The sequence below is a fragment of the Streptomyces hyderabadensis genome, from assembly GCF_020404845.1.
GTDB lineage: Bacteria > Actinomycetota > Actinomycetes > Streptomycetales > Streptomycetaceae > Streptomyces > Streptomyces hyderabadensis.
On the sequence record NZ_JAIOJZ010000022.1, the window covers coordinates 101,944 to 121,089 of the forward strand.

17 protein-coding genes, 1 tRNA gene and 3 pseudogenes are annotated in these 19,146 nt (G+C 67.9%); 10 read left to right on the top strand and 11 right to left on the bottom strand.

Annotated features, from left to right (window positions below):
- Window positions 1-29: 29 nt before the first annotated feature.
- The 3 genes from K7854_RS18950 to K7854_RS18960 all read left to right on the top strand — a co-directional run bounded on the left by K7854_RS18950 (window position 30) and on the right by K7854_RS18960 (window position 1,966).
- A complete protein-coding gene (locus K7854_RS18950; protein WP_226027709.1) occupies window positions 30-959 on the top strand; it encodes a metallophosphoesterase in 930 nt (309 codons plus the stop codon).
- A 116-nt stretch (window positions 960-1,075) separates the two neighbouring features.
- Window positions 1,076-1,825 (top strand): Pr6Pr family membrane protein, encoded by a 750-nt coding sequence (locus tag K7854_RS18955; protein ID WP_226027710.1) that lies wholly within the window; start codon window positions 1,076-1,078, stop codon window positions 1,823-1,825.
- 67 nt (window positions 1,826-1,892) lie between these two features.
- A tRNA-Pro gene (locus K7854_RS18960) sits at window positions 1,893-1,966 on the top strand.
- 208 nt (window positions 1,967-2,174) lie between these two features.
- On the opposite strand, the pseudogene K7854_RS37810 reads toward K7854_RS18960, so the two are convergent.
- From K7854_RS37810 to K7854_RS18985, 5 genes and pseudogenes are all read right to left on the bottom strand, one after another.
- Window positions 2,175-2,435: pseudogene (locus tag K7854_RS37810) on the bottom strand (tyrosine-type recombinase/integrase); the annotation flags it as partial.
- Window positions 2,362-3,192: a hypothetical protein gene (locus K7854_RS18970; protein ID WP_226027711.1), complete on the bottom strand. Its 831-nt coding sequence runs from the start codon at window positions 3,190-3,192 to the stop codon at window positions 2,362-2,364. The pseudogene K7854_RS37810 and the gene K7854_RS18970, both read right to left, overlap by 74 nt.
- Window positions 3,193-3,210: 18 nt before the next feature.
- A complete protein-coding gene (locus K7854_RS18975) occupies window positions 3,211-3,399 on the bottom strand; it encodes a helix-turn-helix domain-containing protein (protein WP_226027712.1) in 189 nt (62 codons plus the stop codon).
- A pseudogene (gene repSA / locus K7854_RS18980) lies at window positions 3,396-4,786 on the bottom strand (replication initiator protein RepSA). The gene K7854_RS18975 and the pseudogene repSA overlap by 4 nt, the downstream one beginning before the upstream one ends.
- A gap of 331 nt (window positions 4,787-5,117) precedes the next feature.
- Window positions 5,118-5,393 (bottom strand): annotated as a pseudogene (locus K7854_RS18985) (SpdD protein); the annotation flags it as partial.
- Between the two features lie 568 nt (window positions 5,394-5,961).
- On the opposite strand from K7854_RS18985, the gene K7854_RS18990 reads away from it, so the two are divergent.
- Window positions 5,962-6,375, top strand: a complete 414-nt coding sequence (locus K7854_RS18990) for a hypothetical protein (RefSeq protein ID WP_226027713.1) — start codon at window positions 5,962-5,964, stop codon at window positions 6,373-6,375.
- 55 nt (window positions 6,376-6,430) lie between these two features.
- Here the strand turns inward: K7854_RS18990 and K7854_RS18995 are convergent, their stop codons facing one another.
- From K7854_RS18995 to K7854_RS19005, 3 genes are all read right to left on the bottom strand, one after another.
- Window positions 6,431-7,939, bottom strand: a complete 1,509-nt coding sequence (locus K7854_RS18995) for a hypothetical protein (protein WP_226027714.1) — start codon at window positions 7,937-7,939, stop codon at window positions 6,431-6,433.
- Between the two features lie 38 nt (window positions 7,940-7,977).
- On the bottom strand, window positions 7,978-8,430 hold the full coding sequence (locus K7854_RS19000) for a hypothetical protein (protein ID WP_226027715.1): 453 nt from the start codon (window positions 8,428-8,430) through the stop codon (window positions 7,978-7,980).
- 599 nt (window positions 8,431-9,029) lie between these two features.
- Window positions 9,030-9,965 (bottom strand): alpha/beta fold hydrolase, encoded by a 936-nt coding sequence (locus K7854_RS19005; RefSeq protein ID WP_226027716.1) that lies wholly within the window; start codon window positions 9,963-9,965, stop codon window positions 9,030-9,032.
- Window positions 9,966-10,301: 336 nt separating this feature from the next.
- On the opposite strand from K7854_RS19005, the gene K7854_RS19010 reads away from it, so the two are divergent.
- Window positions 10,302-10,934 carry a TetR/AcrR family transcriptional regulator gene (locus K7854_RS19010; protein ID WP_226027717.1) on the top strand — a complete coding sequence of 211 codons (633 nt, stop codon included), beginning with the start codon at window positions 10,302-10,304 and terminating at the stop codon, window positions 10,932-10,934.
- On the opposite strand, the gene K7854_RS19015 is transcribed toward K7854_RS19010, so the two are convergent.
- Window positions 10,902-11,996 (bottom strand): sensor histidine kinase, encoded by a 1,095-nt coding sequence (locus tag K7854_RS19015; RefSeq protein ID WP_226027718.1) that lies wholly within the window; start codon window positions 11,994-11,996, stop codon window positions 10,902-10,904. The genes K7854_RS19010 and K7854_RS19015 overlap by 33 nt on opposite strands.
- On the bottom strand, window positions 11,989-12,684 hold the full coding sequence (gene vanR-Sc, locus K7854_RS19020) for a VanSc-type vancomycin resistance response regulator transcription factor VanR (protein WP_226027719.1): 696 nt from the start codon (window positions 12,682-12,684) through the stop codon (window positions 11,989-11,991). Before vanR-Sc ends, K7854_RS19015 begins: the two co-directional genes overlap by 8 nt.
- 87 nt (window positions 12,685-12,771) lie before the next feature.
- Between vanR-Sc and K7854_RS19025 the strand changes: the two genes are divergently transcribed.
- From K7854_RS19025 to vanX, 5 genes are all read left to right on the top strand, one after another.
- Window positions 12,772-13,953, top strand: a complete 1,182-nt coding sequence (locus K7854_RS19025) for an endonuclease/exonuclease/phosphatase family protein (protein WP_372481046.1) — start codon at window positions 12,772-12,774, stop codon at window positions 13,951-13,953.
- Window positions 13,954-14,147: 194 nt separating this feature from the next.
- Complete coding sequence (locus K7854_RS19030) at window positions 14,148-15,401, top strand: lipid II:glycine glycyltransferase FemX (RefSeq protein ID WP_226027720.1); 1,254 nt, start codon at window positions 14,148-14,150, stop codon at window positions 15,399-15,401.
- 116 nt (window positions 15,402-15,517) lie between these two features.
- Window positions 15,518-16,540 (top strand): D-lactate dehydrogenase VanH, encoded by a 1,023-nt coding sequence (gene vanH, locus K7854_RS19035; RefSeq protein WP_226027721.1) that lies wholly within the window; start codon window positions 15,518-15,520, stop codon window positions 16,538-16,540.
- A complete protein-coding gene (vanA-Sc, locus tag K7854_RS19040) occupies window positions 16,533-17,609 on the top strand; it encodes a D-alanine--(R)-lactate ligase VanA-Sc (protein WP_226027722.1) in 1,077 nt (358 codons plus the stop codon). The genes vanH and vanA-Sc overlap by 8 nt, the downstream gene beginning before the upstream one ends.
- Window positions 17,606-18,289: a D-Ala-D-Ala dipeptidase VanX gene (gene vanX / locus K7854_RS19045; RefSeq protein WP_226027723.1), complete on the top strand. Its 684-nt coding sequence runs from the start codon at window positions 17,606-17,608 to the stop codon at window positions 18,287-18,289. Before vanA-Sc ends, vanX begins: the two co-directional genes overlap by 4 nt.
- On the opposite strand, the gene K7854_RS19050 is transcribed toward vanX, so the two are convergent.
- Window positions 18,258-19,133, bottom strand: coding sequence for a CPBP family intramembrane glutamic endopeptidase (locus K7854_RS19050; protein WP_226027724.1), 876 nt, complete (start codon window positions 19,131-19,133; stop codon window positions 18,258-18,260). The two genes, vanX and K7854_RS19050, sit on opposite strands and share 32 nt — an antisense overlap.
- Window positions 19,134-19,146 lie beyond the last annotated feature (13 nt).

Genomic DNA, 19,146 nt, shown 5'->3' on the forward strand with positions numbered 1-19,146 from the left:
TCCCCACCTGCTTCTGACACGATGGACGTATGCGCGCGCGATACGGAGTACCCCTGGGCATCACGGCGGTTGGCGCCGCCGGTCTGATCTACGCGGCGGGCATCGAGCCCCGCTCCTTCCGCCTCCGACGGGTGACGGTCCCCGTCCTCCCGTCCGGAATGCGCCCGCTCCGCGTGCTCCAGGTCTCCGACATCCACATGGTCGGCGGTCAGCGCAAGAAGCAGCGCTGGCTGCGCTCGCTGGCGGGGCTGCGCCCCGACTTCGTGATCAACACCGGCGACAACCTGTCCGACCCGGAGGGCGTCCCCGAGGTCCTGGACGCCCTCGGCCCCCTGATGGAGTTCCCGGGCGCCTACGTCTTCGGGTCCAACGACTACTACGGGCCCCGGCCCCGCAACCCCGCCCGGTACCTGCTCGAGAAGGTCCAGGGCCGCCACGGCCTGAACGGCAACCCGCCCGTCGTCGGCGCGGTCCACAACCCGTGGGAGGACCTGCGCGACGGTTTCGACGCCGCGGGCTGGCAGAACCTCACGAACACCCGGGGCACGCTCAAGATCGAGGGCGTGTCGGTCGAGCTGACGGGGCTGGACGACCCGCACATCAAGCGGGACCGGTACGCGGAGGTGGCCGGCGGCCCGTCCGGCTCGGCCGACTTCTCGATGGGCGTGGTGCACGCCCCGTACCTGCGCGTCCTGGACGCCTACGCGGCGGACGGCTACCCCCTGGTCCTGGCCGGCCACACGCACGGTGGCCAGCTGTGCATCCCCTTCTACGGCGCCCTGGTCACCAACTGCGACCTGGACACGGACCGGGTGAAGGGCCTGTCCACGCACACGTCCGGGGGCCGCACGTCCTACCTCCACGTCTCGGCCGGCTGCGGCGCGAACCGATACACCCCGTTCCGCTTCGCCTGCCCCCCGGAGGCGACGCTGCTGACACTGGTGGGCCGGGAAAGCTGACCGACGGGGCCCCGGAGGGCCGGGCAGGGCCCCGGGCCGGGGCCCCGCAGGGCTGGGGTTAACTCACACGGCCCACCCGAATAGCCCCCTATATCCGGTCTGTCTACGTTGAGTCCATGACAGCCCCGATACCCAGGGACATCCCGGACCTCCCCCCGATCCCGGGCCACGTCGTCCTCACGCCCACCGTCGTACCGGCCCGTGCCGTACTGATCCCGGCCCGCCGCCGCCCGGTCGCCGTCTTCCGCGGCCTGGTCGCCCTGCTGGCGCTGACCGGCGTGGCGATCGAGCTGCTCGCCGGCGGCGCCCCCACGACAGCCCTGAGTCACTTCACGATCCAGAGCGGCATCCTGCTGGCCCTGGTCATGCTTGCCTCCGCCCGGTGCGCCTGGTCCGCCCACCACCCCCTGCCGGGCGCCCTCACAGGTGCGGCCCTCTTCTACGTCGTCGCCGCAGGCCTGGTCCACCATCTGCTGCTGGCCCACGCGTCGAGCCCGTTCGCCGCCCAGGACGCCACCGGCACGGCCTGGCAGACCGCCGCGACCCACATCCTCCACACGGCGGTACCGGTGGCCGCGATCCTGGACTGGCTCCTCCTCACCCCCGCCGGCCGCCTCCACCTGCGCCAGACCCCCGTATGGCTCCTGTACCCCCTGGCCTATCTCGCCTTCTCCCTGGCCCGCGGCGAGCTGCTCGGTCCCGGCTCCCAGAACCGCTACCTGTATCCCTTCCTCGACGTCGCCCAGCACGGCTACAAGATCGTCCTCGGCAACGCCCTCCTCGTCGGCCTCGCCCTCTACGCCCTCGCCGTACTCCTCGTGGCCCTCGACCACATCCGCCCGGACCCGCTCCGCCGCCCCCGATAAACCGGATTTCGTCTCCGGCCACCGGTGGGCTAAAGTAAACGACGTCGCCGCGACGAGCAGCGACGATCGGGGTGTGGCGCAGCTTGGTAGCGCGCTTCGTTCGGGACGAAGAGGTCGTGGGTTCAAATCCCGCCACCCCGACAGAGAAACACGAGGTCAGGGTCACTTCCGAAATTTCGGAGGTGACCCTGACTCGTTGTGCGTGTCTATCTGCGTGACTAGCGCTCCGGATCCCGCTTGAAGATGCCGTCATCACCACGGCACCGGTCTGGATCACGGGCCGGATCTGCTTCCGGTAGACCTCCTCGGTCACGGCCGTACCGGAATGTCCGACGAGCCGGGGGATCTCCTCCAGCGGGACGCCACGGTCGGAGAGCAGCGACACGAAGCTGTGCCGGAACTCCCGAGGCGTCCACTCGTCGGCATTGATCCCCTCGGCTTCCTTGAGCGCCTGGCGGAAGGCACGCCGGACGTTGGTCGCGTCGAGCGGCTTGCCGACGGCCGAGGAGAAGACCAGCCCGTGTTCCTCCCAGCTGTCACCAGCAGCGAGCCGCTCCCAGCCCTGGTCCTCGAACTGCTGCCACAGGACCTCGACGCAACGCGCCGGCAGAGCGAGCGTTCGCCGGGACTTCCGGGTCTTGGTGTCCCCGCCGCGCCGGACCGAGCGCCACACAGCGATATGCGGGGGCTGCGGCGGATCGACGTCCGGCCCTCCCCTTCAGGAAGACGTGGTCCCAGGTCAGCGCCCGCAGCTCCTCGGTACGGGCTCCGGTCAGCAGGGCGACGACGATGGATGCATGCATCGAGGTCCCCTCGGCCGCCTTGAGGACAGCCTCAGCCTGGGCGAAGGTGAGCGCCTTGGACGGCCGTCCCGGCTGGCCCTGAGGAACTGAGCACAGCTCGACGACGTTGCGCTTCACCTTGTCCCGCGCCATGGCCCGCTTGACCGAGCGGTTCTGGCAAGAGTGGACGCCTTGCAGCGTCCGTCTGTTGAGGGTCTTGGCCTTCGTAGCCAGCCAGCGGTCAACGTCCTCGGCACTGAGGTCGCGTAGCTTCCGGGCGCCCAGCGCTGGGATCACATGGTTCCGGCTCAGGATGGTGCAGGCCTCGACCGTGCCCTCATCGCGGCCCGCCAGACCGTACGCAAGCCAGTCGTTCACAGCGTCGGCGACGGTGTAGCCGGTGGGCGCGATAGCCAGACCGTCTTCGTGGTCTCTCAGCACCTCCTTGAGCTCGTTCTTCGCCTCCGTCTTGGTCTTGCCGCTCCCCCGCTTCACGATGCGCTTGCCGCTCGGGGGCGAAGCCGAGGTTCGCCGTGGCGATCCAGCGCTGTCTCTTCTCGTCCCAATGCAGGCCGCCGTCACCACGGCTGCGACGCTTGGTCATCAGGCAGCCTCCGCCAGCTGGCTCTGGATGAAGTCGCGCACGGCGACGGCGGGTATGTGGCGAGCTCCATCGATCTTGAGGAAGGCCAGCGGGTGAGTGCGGATCAGGTCGTAAATCTTGGAGCGGCCTACCTTGAGCCGCGCCATGACCTCCGGCACGGTAAGCAACTCGGGGGCGGCGGTGGTCATGCGGCTGCTCCTTCCAGGTCGAGCAGGGCGGCTCGTTCCTCGCGGGCGGTTTCGCGGTTGTGTTGGATGTCCCGGCGGATGTTGGCGGCGAGCCAGGATTCGCCGAGGGTGTGGCCGTGGCCGGCGTAGGTCCAGTGGGCGAGGGTGAGCGTGGTTGTCTCCGGGTCGTCGTCAGGGTCGGGCAGGCCGAGGGCGGATCGTTGCTGGGCGGCGCGGTAGTCGGCGCGGACCTGGCGCAGGGCCCCGAGGGTGGTGGAGTAGCGGCGGGATTTCGTGGAGAAGTGGCCGCGAAAGCCAAGCATGTGGGCCCAGTCGCGCAGCTTCCCGTCCGGGTAGAGCGCGTGCAGGTCGAGGCACGCGGCAATCAGCCGGCCGGGTGATCGGGCACGTCGAGCAGGACCAGGGCCTCTTTGTTGCCGATCCGGCGATCTACGGTGCCAGTGGTCTCGGCAGCCTTGGTGGCGTACTTCGCTACGTAGGAGGCGACGGCCTGTTCGGTGACCTCTTCGCCGTGGCCGAAGGCACCGATCGGCAGCACGTCGAGCTGAGTGCCCCAGCACAGCGTGCGCTCCGGGAGCTCCCCGGCGGGGACATCGACCGCGACGCGGCCGGCGGCGGCGCGGATAGCGTCGGTGAGGAGATCGAGCGTGGCCCACGCCGGTGGCGGATCGTCGAGCCCCTCGGGACCGTCGAAACGGATCACGGCGTGGAAGTGAACGGCGCCACGCTTCTGGTACTCCGTGACCTTGCCGAAGGAGACGCGGGACTGTTCCCGGGCATCCTTCTGCGTGAGTCCGGCCCGCTTGGCGATCTCGCGGCGCAGGTAGATCGTGAAGTAGCGCCACAGTTCGGAGGCGTGGTTGTTCCACAGCACCGCGCCCGCATAGTCGTACGCGTCGGGGTCGAGCGGGGTGCCGAGCTCCGGAGCGTCCTCGGGATGCCGGAGTCCGCACCGGCAGGGACGGGTGCCGGTGCGGTTGTGGACCGGGCCGAACGAGGGTGCGGTGAGGGTGGCGAAGACGCGGGGGTGATCCCGGATGGTGTGCGGGGTGCCCTTGGCGGGGTCGCCGACCAGGCCGGCGCGGATGAGGTGGTAGGTGTCGCCGGCGTAGGTCCAGGCGCAGGCGGGGCAGCGGGAGGCTCGCCGGTTGCCGCATGCGATCCGGAGCATGCCGCCCGGCTCGTTGTCGGTCGTGTAGGTGTGCAGCACAGTCTTGGTCGCTGGGTCGATCGTCTTCGTGGCGCCCGTGAGGCGGATCGGGTCGGAGCAGCCGCCGGTGCGCTTGATCTGTTCTTGCCAGCGGTCGAAGTCGGCCGAGTTGGCCACCCTGAGCACGTCGCCGAGGGTGGCCGCATCGAGGCCCGCCATGGTGGCGGTGTCCGTCACGTGGTTACCTCCGGTTGTGAGCAGAGCCGTGGTTGGCGGTGTAGCCCTCGACCAGGGCCTTGACCTGTGCGTCGCCCTTGGCGGTGGCGCTTGCGCCGCAGTGGCAGACGGCCGATGCGGTGGCGGGGGTGGACGGTGACGCGGGTGCCGTCGTCGTCCCGGGTGCCAGTGTCGATGGCGGCGGTGGCGAAGCCGTCGCAGTCGCGGCAGACGGGCGTGTTCGGGGCGTGCTGGGGCATGATGGGGCTTCCCTTTCGGGTCCGTTGGATCTGGAAGAGGTGCAGGCGTCCGGGGCGGCGGTTCTTTGGCGAGAGAGCCGCCCCGGGGGCCGTTAGCGGTGCTTGTCGAGGTCCCTAAGCAGCGAGCGGAGAACAACCGCGACCACGGCCACGGACATGCCGGTGATGGCGACCGCGAGCAGCAGCGAGACCAGGACCGCGCCGACGACGAGGATCACGGCGCCGCCGCCGGCGGCGAGGGCGAGCGCGCTGCCAGGGGTGAGTTGGACGGTCGGCCGGTTCGAAGCGGGGGCGACCGGGAGCGGCGCCAAGGCCGACGGCTGGACGGGCGCCGGGTTGTGGACGGTCGGGGCGGTGGCCGTGACCGGGGATGCGGTGTCCTGCCCGCTCCGCCCGCGCTGCGCCGACGCGCGCCCACATGTGGATAGGGCCGGTGGCCATGAGGCGATCACCGCATAGCGCGGTCCACGGTCAAGACGACGCCTCCGGCGGGGGATCGGCCGGCACCGGGATGGAGGGGGCGCCGTTCGCGAGTGCGGGTCCGTAGTGGCGTGCGCGGGGAACTCCCATCCCGTCCACCGTCGACCCAGGCGAAGCCGAGCAGACGCGGCCCATGGCGTCCAGGTCGTTCGTATAGTGGCGCGCTCCACCTGGACGCCATGAACCACGCCTGCTCCACGGTGTGTGGGTCGACGGCGGACCGGATGGGAGTTGGGGCGAGTGGTGGGCGGGTGTACCGAAGTCCACGCCTGAGGTATCACCGACCCCAGCAATCCTTACCCCTGAGCAATCAGGAGAGCTTGCAGCAGGTCAGCCGAGTTCACGGAAAGTCTTCCTAGTGTCATAATTGCCCCCTCCGACGCATCACATGGAAGGGATGAAACCCTCAAAACCTTTCCTCATCGACCCAAAACATCATGAAAAGTGGGGGTTACAGTGTCTTACACCATCGAGGAACTTCTCGGCATTGAGAGCGCTACTCTCGAAGCGATCAAAGAGCTAAATCCCAAAGTCCACAACGCAGTCAACCACTTTGACTATTATCACGAAGACCCCGAGGAGGGCATACCAGAGCCAACTGTAGAAATTCACTTTCACTGGTCCGCTGTTCTCGATGAGGATTGGGAGGATGGACCTGATGGCGACCCTCGGGAACTTTGGGTGTACCTGACGCCGAAACGTTGGGAGTTGGCTCACATCCTCGGCGACGGCAATGAAGATTTGCCCATAATCCTCCCCGCTAGCACCAATCCGCGCCAAGCAGCAGAAACTCTGGTGAAGGTATTGACTGCCGAAATTCCCATCCCTGCGCATCTTCCGCAACCTCACCAGATCTCAGACTCGCAGTAAGCCGAAAGTGCCCCTCGACATACATCGAGGGGCAACAGTTCAGACAGGGTCGGCTCTACTTAGCATCGACGTCCGAGCACAGATCCGCCCAAGTGTCGGAGAGGATCTTATTCAGAACGAAGCCGATCGTTGCAGCCGTATTCTGAGCCTGGCCTTCGACGATCGTCTTCTTCCCACCCTCTGTTCCATCCTTGATTTCCCGTGTCTTCTTCTTTCCGTCCTTATCCAGTTTGTATCCGGTCACCTCGATCCAATGCTTGCGATACCTAATCCAGTCGATCGACGAGAGTCGCGTCTTGATTTCTTCGAGAGACAGCGCGGGAGTGGGAGGATTGGCCTTCGCGTCCTCGACCAGTTTTCGGTCTGCCTCGATCAATTCATTTGGTGTGGAGTGATCACTGGAAAGACCCAGTCCGGCACCCAATGGTTCTAGTTCATTACGCCTGGCTTCGTGATAGGCAAGCGCGATCGCCTTCTGTGCGAATGCCCATCCATGGATGTATAGACGTCGGTAGGCCTCGTGATGCTTCGGGGTGGGATCTGCCCATTGAGCGCCGAAGGTGTCGCCTAGCAGCGTGAGAAAGTCTCGGCAGTACGGCACAAACCGGTCGACATGGTGATGCTTAATTTGCTCCGGCTTTTTGCCGCCCTTGCAAATTACATTGAGGAGCATCTGATCCATGGTCGAGAGGTCGACAATGTATTTAGTGGCTGTCTCTGAGGTTCCCCCAGTCCGACCGTCTGCAAGGCGGCCATCAAAGATGGTTCCCTTAACAGCCTTCTCCCTGATGATGGCGAGCGCAGACGAGTTGTCGAGGCGAGCGACGAGGTTCTTGTTCTTTTTCGACCCGCGCCCGTTTCGATCAGCGAAGCTCTGGCCCGCCTTGAGTTCGTCGACATTTAGTTCAATCTCAAGGGTGGTGCCGAAGGTGTCGAGCGCACCCGCCTTAATTGCCAAACCTGTCCCCGCAGCCTGAAAAAGTGCTGCTGTCTGCGTTTGCCCGTCGGACTGCATTACGGGAGATTTGGGCAAGTACAGCGTCCCGTAGAGAGCCATTTCATTGCTCTCATCGTACGCGACAAAGATCGTCTGCCCGAAGACGGAACTCGACTGCCATCCACTTACCGTCGGAAGATAAGCGACGCGCTCTCCACGGATGGCCTCGATGTTGTAGTTCCTGAAGTGCGTCAGGTTTTCCTTCTTCGCCCCCTTGAAATCCGATTGCGTTTGCTTATGCGCTTCGCGCATGCCGATTTCGTCATAGTCATCACCTGGCGGGTTCGCCGGATTATACCTGACGATTTCGGTGAATTGCCGAAGCGTTGGATGTAGCGTAGCGGTGATTCGATAGTTAGGCGAGGCCCCTTTGAGGGCGAGGATTACCCCCGGGATTGCGTGACGCCGTCCGATTTCATGTTGGAACTCGTACTTGCTTCCAAGGAACGCTTCTTGAGCGGTCTTGTCACTCTGGAAACGAACAATTTTGAGACCGAAGAACTTCGCATCCTCGGGGATCTCACTGTCCGGGATGAGGGTAGTTGACGGAATCATCGGAAAGCTCATGGGTGGCATCCTTTTCATTTTCAACGAAGCGAGATTTTTCATTCCGCAGGTTCAGTCGCGAGCGGAATAAAGGGGATGTTGTCGGCATTCACGACCTGCGAAGGAACACTTCCAGCTCGACGCAACATTGGTGGCAACGTGATCATTTCAATGCCGAGATTGAGAGTCTCGTTAGTCTCAATGATCGAATCGGCAAATTCAAAGGCGGCGAGAACTGCACGAACCTGTCGGCCAGGCGAACTCTTGCGTTCCATGGCTAGATAGGTAAGAACCTGACCCAACCCATTGTAGTCAGCCTGAATTTTGAATTCCCAGACTCGCAGAACGTTGTCCGCATCAACGGTCTTCATGTCGGCACGAAGGCCGACCTCCTGAAACGTCAACTCCGTCCGGACCAGGCGCTCCTGCGGCCTGAAGTCCTCGAGTCGTCGCGCATAGGTGTCTCGGATGGCGCACTCGTGAGCGTACCCATCTGCGAGATTCACCGTCACATCTCCTCCTTGTTCACTGGTCTCTTGAAGAGATGTCAGCTTCTCAGCATGGTGACGGCCTGTCAAACCTTGCTGGTGGCAGGGGCTTCAAGGGCGAGCGAGAGCTCCCGTACCCGTTGGGCTCAGGGCAGGGGACACTCTGCATGGGGCGCCATGGACCACTTGTGGATGGGCTTGCCGCCAAGCGTCGTCGCGAGGTCCTACCCCCAGTCCACGAGAGCCCACCGGAGCCATGTGCGCCACAGGCCGATGTTGATGAACTGTGTGACGGCACCGGCGACGTGGGGTGGGCAAACTATCCGTGAGACTGAGTTGGGGCGCGCCAACCCAGCGCATCGGGAGCGGCAGCCGATGAGTGTGTAACTGCGTGACAACGCCCACGAACAACGACGAACAAGCCCGGACGTCTGCGGGCCGTCAGCGCAGGTAGAGCCCGCGCGAACTCAAGGCTGAGCCCGGACTCCAGTTGCTTCGGGACGAAGAGGTCGTGGGTTCAAATCCCGCCACCCCGACAGTGAAGTACCAGGTCAGGGACCTGATCCGCAGTGCCGGTCGGGTCCCTGAGTTGTTTTCGGGGTCGTGATTGCCGGTGTCCGGGGTCAGTGGTCGCCGGTGATGAAGGCGGTCAGTGCGGCGGCGACGGTGTCGGGCTGTTCGTCGGGGATGAAGTGGCCTGCGTGCGGCACGACGACGCCGGTGGCGTGGTTGGCCCAGGGGCGGAGGGACGCTGCCATGTCGGGGATGGAACCGTGGCTGCTGGAGACCCCGAGCACCGGGATCGTCAGGCGCTGCTGGTCCAGCGCCTCGCGGTTGCGCTGGGCCGACTTGGCGGCGTCCCGGTAGTAGGCCAGGGAGGCGCCGAGACCTCCGTCGGCGGCCACGGACCTGGCGTACTGCTCGATGTCGGCGTCGTCGAAGGTGTCGGGGGCGAGGGTCTTGGCCTTCAGGAACCAGCCGACGTACTCCCGTTCGCGGCCGGCGAGCAGTGTCTCGGGCAGGTCCGGCACGAGGTGGAAGGCGAAGTGCCAGGTCTTCCACGCCCGCTCGGGGTCGGTCGGGACGGCGTCGGGGAGTGTGACGCCCGGGATGCCGGCGTCGAGCAGCGCCAGGCCGTGCAACCGGCTCTCGTAGCGCAGGGCGAGGGAAAAGGCGACCCACGCACCGATGTCGTGGGCGACCAGCCAGTATGCCGGGACTCCCAGCGCCCCGACCGCGGCGTGGACGTGCGCGGCGACCGTGTGCGTGTCGTAGCTGATGACCGGGCGTTCGGAGTGGCCCTGACCCGGCAGGTCGATCGCGATGACCCGGAATCGGTCGGCCAGGGTGGGCATCACCTGGCGCCACGCCCACCAGGTCTGCGGGAAGCCGGCGAGCAGCACGACGGCCGGGCCGTCCGGCTGACCGCCCTCCACCGCGTGGAGCCGGACGCCGCCCGCGTCGACCCAGCGGTGGGTGAATCCGTCCAGGTCGGGCAGCGGCAGGTCGCGGACCGGGTTGCCGGAGTCGCGGCGCGCACTTGCTGAGGCGGCGTTCATGGTTCTCCTTCACCGGCGTGCGGTGGGTTGGGTTGACGGTGGGGGGGAGGTGTCAGGGGTCTGGTTGGTGCGGTGCGGCGACCGCGGGCACGCGGTGCGCGGTGCGCGGTGCGCGGTGCGCGGTAAGAGGTACGCGGTGCGCGGTGCGCGGTGCGCGGTGCGCGGTAAGAGGTACGCGGAAAGAGGTACGCGGTGCGCCGTGCGCGTGTTGCTGTGACGGGGGCCGGGGATGTCCAGCAGCCGTCACCTACTCACCCTAGCTCATCTTGAACCAAGTAGTTCAAGATGAGCTAGGGTGGGTTCACCGAGCAGGCGGAGCAGGAGCGAGAGGTCGGCATGGCAGGCAAGAAGCAGTTCGACGTCGCCACGGCGCTCGATGCCGCGATGGTCCAGTTCTGGCGGGCCGGCTACGCGGACACGTCGGTGGACGACCTGTCCCGGGCGACCGGGCTCAACCGCAGCTCCATCTACTCCTCCCTCGGCGACAAGGACACGCTCTTCCTGCGCTGCCTGGAGCGCTACACCACGCGGTACGGGGACAGGTACGACGCCGCGTTGTCCCGCGCCGCCGACCGGCCGCTGGAAGCCGTGCGGGCGTTCTTCGACATCACCCTGGAACGCATCGCGGACCCCGGCCTGCCCGACGGATGCCTCGTGGCCCAGACGGTCATGGCTACCCCGGTGCTCAGCGCGAACGTCGCGGAGCGGGCACGGGAGGCGATCGGGTTCCAGCATGCCCGGCTCCGGGCGGCGTTGCAGGCCGGTTCACTGCCCGACGACGTGGCCGAGTCCTTCGCCGGCCACCTTGCCGCCGTGAACCAGTCCCTCGCCGTCATGAGCAGGGCCGGGGCGAGCGCGGAGCAGTTGCGTGCCGTCGTCGACGTGGCCCTGGACGCGCTCGCGCAGACCCTCGGCATGCGCGCGACGGCGGGTCGGTCATCTGCCGGTGTGCAGGGACGTCGTCGGTAGTTCCACCGTGATGCGGAGGCCGCCGGTGGGGCGGGGGGTCAGGGTGAGGGTGCCGTCGTGGGCCTGGGTGATGGTGTTGACGATGGCCAGGCCCAGGCCGACGCCCGGGTGGTCGGTGTGTATGCGTTCGGTGCCGCGTTGGAAGGGTTCGGTGAGGGTCGCGGCCTGCTGGGGGCTGATCCGGTCGCCGGTGTTCTCGACGGTGAGCAGGGCGGTGCTCGGGCCGGGGGTGGTGTGGACCCGGACCCGGCCCCGGTCGGGGAGGTTGTGGACGATCGCGTTGTGGACGAGGTTCGTGGTCAGCTGCAGGAGGAGGGTCGGTGATCCGACGGCGGGGGTCACGTCGCCGCCGGTTTCGAGGGTGACGCCGTGCTTCTCCGCGAGGGGGAGGAGGGTTTCGGTGGCTTCCTCCGCGAGGAGCGACAGGTCGACGTGTTCCCGGGTGAAGGAGCGCTGGCCGGCGCGGCTGAGCAGGAGCAGGGCCTCGGTGAGGTCGATCGCCCGGGTGTTCACGGTGTGCAGGCGGCCGATGATCTCGTCGGTGTCCTGGTCCGGGTCGGTGCGGGCCACGTCGAGGAGGGCCTTCGAGATGGCCAGCGGGGTGCGCAGCTCGTGAGAGGCGTTGGCCGCGAAGCGCTGCTGTTCGGCCACGTGGGCTTCGAGGCGGGCAAGCATCGTGTCGAAAGCGTCGGCCAGCTCGCGGAACTCGTCCCTGCGGCCCGGCAAGTGGATCCGGTGTGACAGCGACCCGGCCTCGGCCGTGCGGGTGGCTTCGGTGATGCGGTCCAGGGGGGCGAGCATGCGCCCGGCGAGGAACCATCCGCCCACCAGGCCGAAGACCAGGAGGAACGCCATGACCACGGCTGCCGTCGGCGCGAAACTCCGGAGGAAGACCGTGCCCGGAGTCGCTGTCACCGACCCCCATTCGTTGGTGATCAACCAGCCCTGCCGCACGAGGAACACTCCCACCGCCACGAGCAGCAGGGCGCCCGCGAGCATGAGGAACCCGGCGTAGCTGAGGGTGAGTTTGAGACGGACGCTCAGGCCGGGCCGTCTAATCACGGTCGCCGCCGTCGGACCCGGTGTCGGTCCCCGTGTCGATGCGGTAGCCGACGCCGGGCACGGTGGCGATGATCCATGGTTCGCCGAGGCGCTTGCGCAGGGCCGAGACGGTGATGCGGACGGCGTTGGTGAAGGGGTCGGCGTTCTCGTCCCACGCGCGTTCCAGGAGTTCCTCGGCGCTGACGACGCCGCCCTCGGCGGCGACCAGCACCTCGAGCACGGCGAACTGCTTGCGGGTCAGCGCGACATAGCGGCCGTCCCGGTAGACCTCCCTGCGGAACGGGTCGACGCGCAGACCCGCGATCTCCCGCACGGGAGGCCTGCTGTGGGCGCGCCTGCGGTCCAGTGCCCTGAGCCTGAGCGCCAGCTCCTGCAGTTCGAAGGGCTTGGTGAGGTAGTCGTCGGCGCCGAGTCCGAAGCCGGAGGCCTTGTCGTCGAGCCGGTCGGCCGCGGTGAGCATGAGGATCGGCATGCCGCTGCCAGAGGCGACGATACGGGCGGCGATCTCGTCGCCCGACGGGCCCGGGATGTCGCGGTCGAGGACGGCGATGTCGTAGGCGTTGATGCTCAGCAGTGCCAGCGCGGTGTCGCCGTCCCCCGCGATGTCCGCCGCGATCGCCTCCAGGCGCAGGCCGTCACGGATCGCCTCTGCCAGATAGGGCTCGTCCTCGACAATCAGCACACGCATGCCGTCGAGATTACGAGTGGCCACCTATCGTCGGCATATCGAAAACCGCATACGCGCCGACAACACCGCCTCGCCTTCACTGATCGTATGCGTCACATCTCACCACCAGCTCCATCGACGGCAGCGGGGACTGGAACAGAAGCAGAGCCAGGAACAGAGACAGGAACAGGAACAGAAACAGGCACGGGCACGGGCACGGGAGCGAGAACGGGAACGGAAGCGGCGGCGGCGGTGCGGAGTCTGCTGCCGCGCGGCGTGTTCCGTCGGGCCGTCCGGCCGGGGGGCCGACCGGGCGGCCGGCCCGGCCTCTGGCGGCGGGGCCCGGTGCTCACGGGGGCGGCGCTCCTGCTGGGGCTCGTCATGCTGCTGCACGCCGAGATCCCGAACCGCTTCGGGGCCCTCGGCAGTCTGGTGGAGACCTTCCTGCCGTGGTTCGGCATCTTCGTTCCCGTGCTGGCGGCCGGGGCGCTGTGGCGCCGCTCCCTCTCCGCGGTGATCGCGCTGGTGCTGCCGGTCACGGTGTGGCTGAGCCTCTTCGGCGGGCTGCTCGTCGACAAGTCCGAACCGGGCGGCGACCTCACCGTGGCCACCCACAACGTCGGTGCCGACAATCCGGACCCGGCCGGCACCGCCCGCGACCTGATCGGCTCCGGCGTGGACGTGCTGGCGTTGGAGGAGATCACCGAGGAGGACCGGGTTGTGTACGAGACGGAGCTGGCGGGGGCGTACCCGTACCACACGGTGCAGGGGACGGTCGGGCTGTGGAGCACACTGCCGCTGTCGGACACACGTCCCGTCGACATCGCGACGGACTACGGGCCGCTGGCGGACACCAAACCGGCCGACGTCCAACTGGCCGGCAACCGGGCGCTGCGCACCACGGTGGCCACGGACCAGGGCCCGCTGGTGGTGTACGTCGCCCACCTCGGCTCCGTACGGCTCACCCCCCGGGCGGGTTTCTGGACGGACTCCCGTGACCGGAACGCACAGGCACTCGGCCAGGTCCTCGCCGCCGACCGGAGTGAGCGGGTGATGCTCCTCGGCGACCTGAACGGCAGCCTGGACGACCGCGCGCTGGCGGGGATCACCTCGCGGCTGGACTCGGCCCAGGAGGAGGCCGGGGACGGGTTCGGCTTCAGCTGGCCGGCGAAGTTCCCGGTGGCGCGGATCGACCAGATCCTGGTGCGCGGCGTGGAGCCGACCGGTTCGTGGGTGCTGCCCGCCACCGGCAGCGACCATCTGCCGGTGGCCGCCGGAATCAGCTGGTGACCGTCGGCTGACGAGGGAGACGGGACCGTCCCCGGCCGGCTCGCGCGGAACATGTCGTCGGTGTGCGGAACGTATCGTCGGTGTGCGGAACGTATCGTCGGTGTGCGGAACGTATCGTCGGTGTGCGGAACGTATCGTCGGCGTATCGAAAACCGCATACGCGTCGGCAACACCGCGCCGCCTTGACTGGCGGTATGTCCTACAGCGAACCAGCACGACCAGCGGCCCAGGCGCGGCATCACCCGGCCGGGACCACGGGCGTCAGTCCGACCGTCCGGCCGATCAGCACTGCCGAGCACCTGGCGTTCGTGCGGGCACAGCGCTCGGCCAGCTTCCTTCAGACGCCGGCCTGGGGGCGCGTCAAGACCGAGTGGCGCAGCGAGTCCCTGGGTTGGTACGACGGGCCGCGCCTGGTCGGCGCCGGGCTGGTCCTGCACCGGCCGGTGCCGCGGCTGCAGCGCTTCACGCTGGCCTATCTCCCCGAGGGCCCGGTCATCGACTGGACCGGCGACATCGACGCGTGGCTCGACCCGCTGGCCGCGTACCTCAAGGCCCGGGGTGCGTTCGCCATCCGGCTCGGTCCGCCGGTGTGCACGGACGTCTGGAGTGCCGACCAGATCAAGCAAGGCATCGCCGATCCGGGCGCGCGGCGACTGACCGATCTGCCCGCCCAGTGGACCGACCCGGTCGGTCTCCGGGTGACCGGTCGGCTCAGGGACGCGGGCTGGCTGCCGCAGAGCCCGGAGGACGGCTTCGGGGTCGGGCATCCGCAGTTCAAGTACGAGGTCCCGCTGGCCGGCAGAAGCGAGGACGACGTGCTCAGGGGCATGAACCAGCTCTGGCGGCGCAACATCAGAAAGGCCGCCAAGGAGGGCGTCGAGGTCACGAGCAGGCAAGTCACGAGCGGTCAGGTCCCGAGCGACCAGGGTGCGGGCGGACCCGGCGCGAACGGGCGGGGGCTGAGCGGGGAGGACCTGAAGGCCTTTCACGATCTCTACGTCCACACCGCCGAGCGCGACCGCTTCACGCCCCGGCCGCTGCGCTACTTCGAGACCATGTTCGCGGTGCTCGGCGCCGAGGATCCGGAGCGGATCAGGCTCTACCTGGCCCGCCACCGGGGCGACCTGGTCGCCGCCACCGTCATGGTCCGCGTCGGCACCCACGCGGTGTACGCCTACGGCGCCTCGTCCACCGAAAAGCGCGAGGTGCGGGGCTCCAACGCCTGCCAGTGGGCGATGATCCGCGACGCGCTCGCCGCCGACTGCGACGTCTACGACCTGCGCGGCATCACGCCGACCCTCGACGCCGACGACCCGCACGTCGGGCTGATCCAGTTCAAGGTCGGCACCGGGGGCCGGGCGGTGCGGTACGCGGGCGAGTGGGACCTGCCGCTGCGGCCGCTGGTCTACCGGACCTTCGACCTCTATATGAAACGACGCGGGCGATGAGGGACGAGGGCCGTCCCGCGGCAGCACCCGCCCACGCATTACCCGTTGGTAATTTATCGTCAGGATATCGAAAAACGCATACGCACCGGCAACGCCAGGTCGCCTTGACTGGGGACATGACCTTTTCACCGGTATCCCAGGCCGCCCCGGCCCCGTCGACCTCCCCGGCCATTTCGGAAACGGGAATCACGGTGTACGGCTGCGGGCGGGACGAGGCCGTCCTGTTCCGTCGGACCGCATCCCGTCTCGGGGTCAGGACGACCCTTGTCGAGGCCGCGGTGTCCGAAGCAAATGCCGCGCTGGCCGCCGGGAACCGGTGCGTCAGCGTGGGGCACAAGACGCCTGTCACACCGGCCGCTCTCCTCGCTCTCCGGCGGGCCGGCGTGACGTACGTATCCACCCGCAGCATCGGTCGCAATCACATCGACGTGGAATACGCGGAACGCATCGGGATGTCCGTCGAGAACGTCGTCTACTCCCCCGACAGCGTGGCCGACTACACCCTGATGCTCATGCTGATGGCAGTCCGCAACGCGAAGGCCACCATCCGCCGGGCGGACCTGCACGACTACCGGTTGCACGAGGTGCGCGGCAAGGAACTGCGCGATCTGACCGTCGGAGTGGTCGGCACGGGGCGCATCGGCGCGGCGGTCGTCGAGCGGCTGCGGGGTTTCGGCTCCCGGGTGCTGGCGCACGGCAGCCGGCCCGCGACCACGGCCGATTACGTCCCCCTCGACGAATTGCTGCGCGCGAGCGACATCGTGACGCTGCACGTTCCGCTGAGTCCGGATACGCACCATCTGCTCGGTGAGCGACGTATTCGACGGATGAAAAGGGGCGCGTTCGTCATCAATACCGGGCGCGGCCCGCTCATCGACACCGGGGCCCTGGTCTCGGCACTGGAGAGCGGCAGGCTGAGCGGTGCGGCTCTGGACGTCGTCGAAGGCGAGGAAGGGATCTTCTACGCCGACTGCCGGGACAGACCCATCGACCACACATTGCTGCCGCGGCTGCAGAGCATGCCGAACGTGCTCATCAGCCCGCACACCGCCTATTACACCGACCATGCCCTGCGGGACACGGTCGAGAACTCCCTCATCAACTGCCTGAATTTCGAAAGCAGGAAGCAGCATGGCTAAGCCGCACGAGTCGGCCCCTTCGGCCACGTCGGCCAGGTTGAGGATCGGCGTCCTGTTCGGGGGCTCTTCCGAGGAGCACGCCGTCTCCGTCAAATCGGCCCAGGAGGTCGCCCGCAGCCTCGACACCGAGAAGTACGAGCCCTTCTTCGTGGGCATCACGCGGGACGGCGCGTGGCAGCTCTGCGACGGTCCGGGACCGGACTGGGAGGACGGCGACTGCCGTCCGGCCGTGCTGTCGCCGGACCGGAGCGTCCACGGGCTGCTCGTGCTGGAGCAGGGGCGGTACCGGACGGTGCGCCTGGACGTCGTCCTGCCCGTCCTGCACGGCACCCTCGGCGAGGACGGTGCGACGCAGGGACTGCTGGAGCTCTCCGGCATTCCGTACGTGGGCTGCGACGTCCAGAGTTCCGCCCTGTGCATGGACAAGTCCCTCGCGTACGTCGTGGCCGGGAGCGCGGGGATCGCCACGCCCGGATTCTGGACGCTGACGGGGGCCGAGCGCATCGACGCCGACCGGCTGACGTACCCCGTGTTCGTGAAGCCGGCCCGTTCGGGGTCGTCCTTCGGCGTCACCAAGGTGTCCCGGCCGGAGGATCTGACGGCGGCGGTGGAGACCGCCCGGCGGTACGACGCGAAGGTGCTGATCGAAGAGGCCGTCGTCGGCAGCGAGATCGGCTGCGCCATCCTGGGCGACGACACGGAACTGGTCGCGGGCGAGGTGGACCGCATCGCGCTCTCCCACGGGTTCTTCCGGATCCACCAGGAGGCGGCGCCCGAGAGCGGCTCGGAGAACTCGACGGCGATCGTGCCCGCCGACATCCCGGCCGAGGCGCGTTCGCTGGTCCGGGAGACCGCGAAGTCCGTGTACCGGGCGCTGGGATGCAGGGGGCTGGCGCGGGTGGACCTGTTCCTCACGGAGGACGGTGCGGTCGTCCTCAACGAGGTCAACACCCTGCCCGGCATGACCTCGTACAGCCGTTACCCGCGGATGATGGCGGCCGCCGGTCTGCCGCTCTCCGAGGTGATCGACCGGACGGTGTCGCTGGCGCTGACGGGGAAGCTCCGATGACCGGGGACTTCGCCTTCGTGGACGAGCTGGTGCCGCGGATTCGGTGGGACGCCAAGTACGCCACCTGGGACAACTTCACCGGAAAGCCGGTGGACGGGTACCTGACGAACCGGATCGTCGGCACGAGAGCCCTGTGTGCGGCCCTGGCCCAGGCGGAAGAGAGGGCCGAGTCCCTCGGTTTCGGACTGCTCCTGTGGGACGGCTACCGCCCGCAGCGGGCCGTGGACTGCTTTCTCCGCTGGGCCCGGCAGCCGGAGGACGGGCGGACCAAGGCGCGGCACTATCCGAACATCGCCAGGACCGAGATGTTCGACCGGGGCTACGTGGCCGCCAGGTCGGGCCACAGCCGCGGCAGCACCGTCGACCTGACGCTGTACCACCTGACGACCGGTGAACTGGCCGCCATGGGCGGTGGCCACGACCTCATGGACGCCATCTCGCACCATGACGCACCAGGCATCACGGGGGCCGAGGCGGCGAACCGCAGGCAGCTGCGCTCGATCATGGACGCCTGCGGTTTCGACTCCTACGAGTGCGAGTGGTGGCACTACACGCTGAGGGAGGAACCTCACCCGGACACCTACTTCGACTTCCCCGTCGCACGGCCGAGCGGGCGGGCCGAGCCGCCCGCCCGCCCGGTGCCGGAGCCTACGGGCGCCGCCGCCCCGTGCGGTGGGTGAGCAGGAGGGCCGTCACGGTGAGGGACTGGATGCCGAGGATCATGGCCTGGACCTTCGGCTCCTCCACGGCGAGCAGGATCATCGTCGTGTTGACCGCGAAGTGCACCGCGATCGAGGCGACGACACCGGCGCGCTCATAGGCGGCGGTGACCAGCATGGCCATCGGGATGTTGCTGACGACGAACAGGACGCCGCTCGGGGTGGCGAGACCCAGGTCGTGCTGGACGGTGCCGTCGATGAAGAACAGCGGGAGGTGCCACACCGCCCAGGTGACGCCCAGGACCAGGCAGACCTGGAGGGTGCCCAGCTTCTCGCGCAGCCTCGGGTAGGCGGTGCCCCGCCAGCCCGGCTCCTCGGACAGCGGGCCGCTGACCAGCATGCCGACGAGGAACGCCGCGGGCCCGCCGACGTCCTTGACCGCGTCCTTCGCCACGTCCAGGCTCAGCTCGGGGCCGCCCGCACGGCTCGCCAGCAGGGCGCCGGCCAGCACGGTCGCCGAGCCGAGCACCAGCAGGAGCAGGGCCTTGAGCAGGAGTGCCGGGCGGAAGGGGACCACGTGCTCGGGGACCGGTTCGCCGCGCCGGCGGCGGCGGATACGGAGTACGAGGGCGCCCACCAGCGGGCCGAAGGCGCCGAGCAGGTACGGGGCGTTGGCGGCCTCGTTCGTCTCCGTGCCGCCCAGCGCGATCGCCGCGCCCCAGCAGAGCCAGCTCACGGCGAAGGCGATGACCATGAAGAGGGTCAGATCGGCGCGGTAGTCGCGGACGGGGGCCGGGGCGGCGGTCGTAGCAGGGGCGGGGGCAGTGACAGGAGTGCCGTGCGACGTGCTCTGTGAAGTGGGCATGCCAAACCTTCGT

Coding starts and splice junctions, on each gene's coding strand:
- K7854_RS18995 (WP_226027714.1), bottom strand. CDS start 7,939: ATGAGCTTTCCGATGATTCCGTCAACTACCCTCATCCCGGACAGTGAG.
- K7854_RS19030 (WP_226027720.1), top strand. CDS start 14,148: ATGTCCTACAGCGAACCAGCACGACCAGCGGCCCAGGCGCGGCATCAC.
- K7854_RS18955 (WP_226027710.1), top strand. CDS start 1,076: ATGACAGCCCCGATACCCAGGGACATCCCGGACCTCCCCCCGATCCCG.
- vanH (WP_226027721.1), top strand. CDS start 15,518: ATGACCTTTTCACCGGTATCCCAGGCCGCCCCGGCCCCGTCGACCTCC.
- vanA-Sc (WP_226027722.1), top strand. CDS start 16,533: ATGGCTAAGCCGCACGAGTCGGCCCCTTCGGCCACGTCGGCCAGGTTG.
- K7854_RS19005 (WP_226027716.1), bottom strand. CDS start 9,965: ATGAACGCCGCCTCAGCAAGTGCGCGCCGCGACTCCGGCAACCCGGTC.
- K7854_RS18950 (WP_226027709.1), top strand. CDS start 30: ATGCGCGCGCGATACGGAGTACCCCTGGGCATCACGGCGGTTGGCGCC.
- K7854_RS19025 (WP_372481046.1), top strand. CDS start 12,772: ATGCGTCACATCTCACCACCAGCTCCATCGACGGCAGCGGGGACTGGA.
- K7854_RS18975 (WP_226027712.1), bottom strand. CDS start 3,399: ATGACCACCGCCGCCCCCGAGTTGCTTACCGTGCCGGAGGTCATGGCG.
- K7854_RS19010 (WP_226027717.1), top strand. CDS start 10,302: ATGGCAGGCAAGAAGCAGTTCGACGTCGCCACGGCGCTCGATGCCGCG.
- K7854_RS19050 (WP_226027724.1), bottom strand. CDS start 19,133: ATGCCCACTTCACAGAGCACGTCGCACGGCACTCCTGTCACTGCCCCC.
- vanR-Sc (WP_226027719.1), bottom strand. CDS start 12,684: ATGCGTGTGCTGATTGTCGAGGACGAGCCCTATCTGGCAGAGGCGATC.
- vanX (WP_226027723.1), top strand. CDS start 17,606: ATGACCGGGGACTTCGCCTTCGTGGACGAGCTGGTGCCGCGGATTCGG.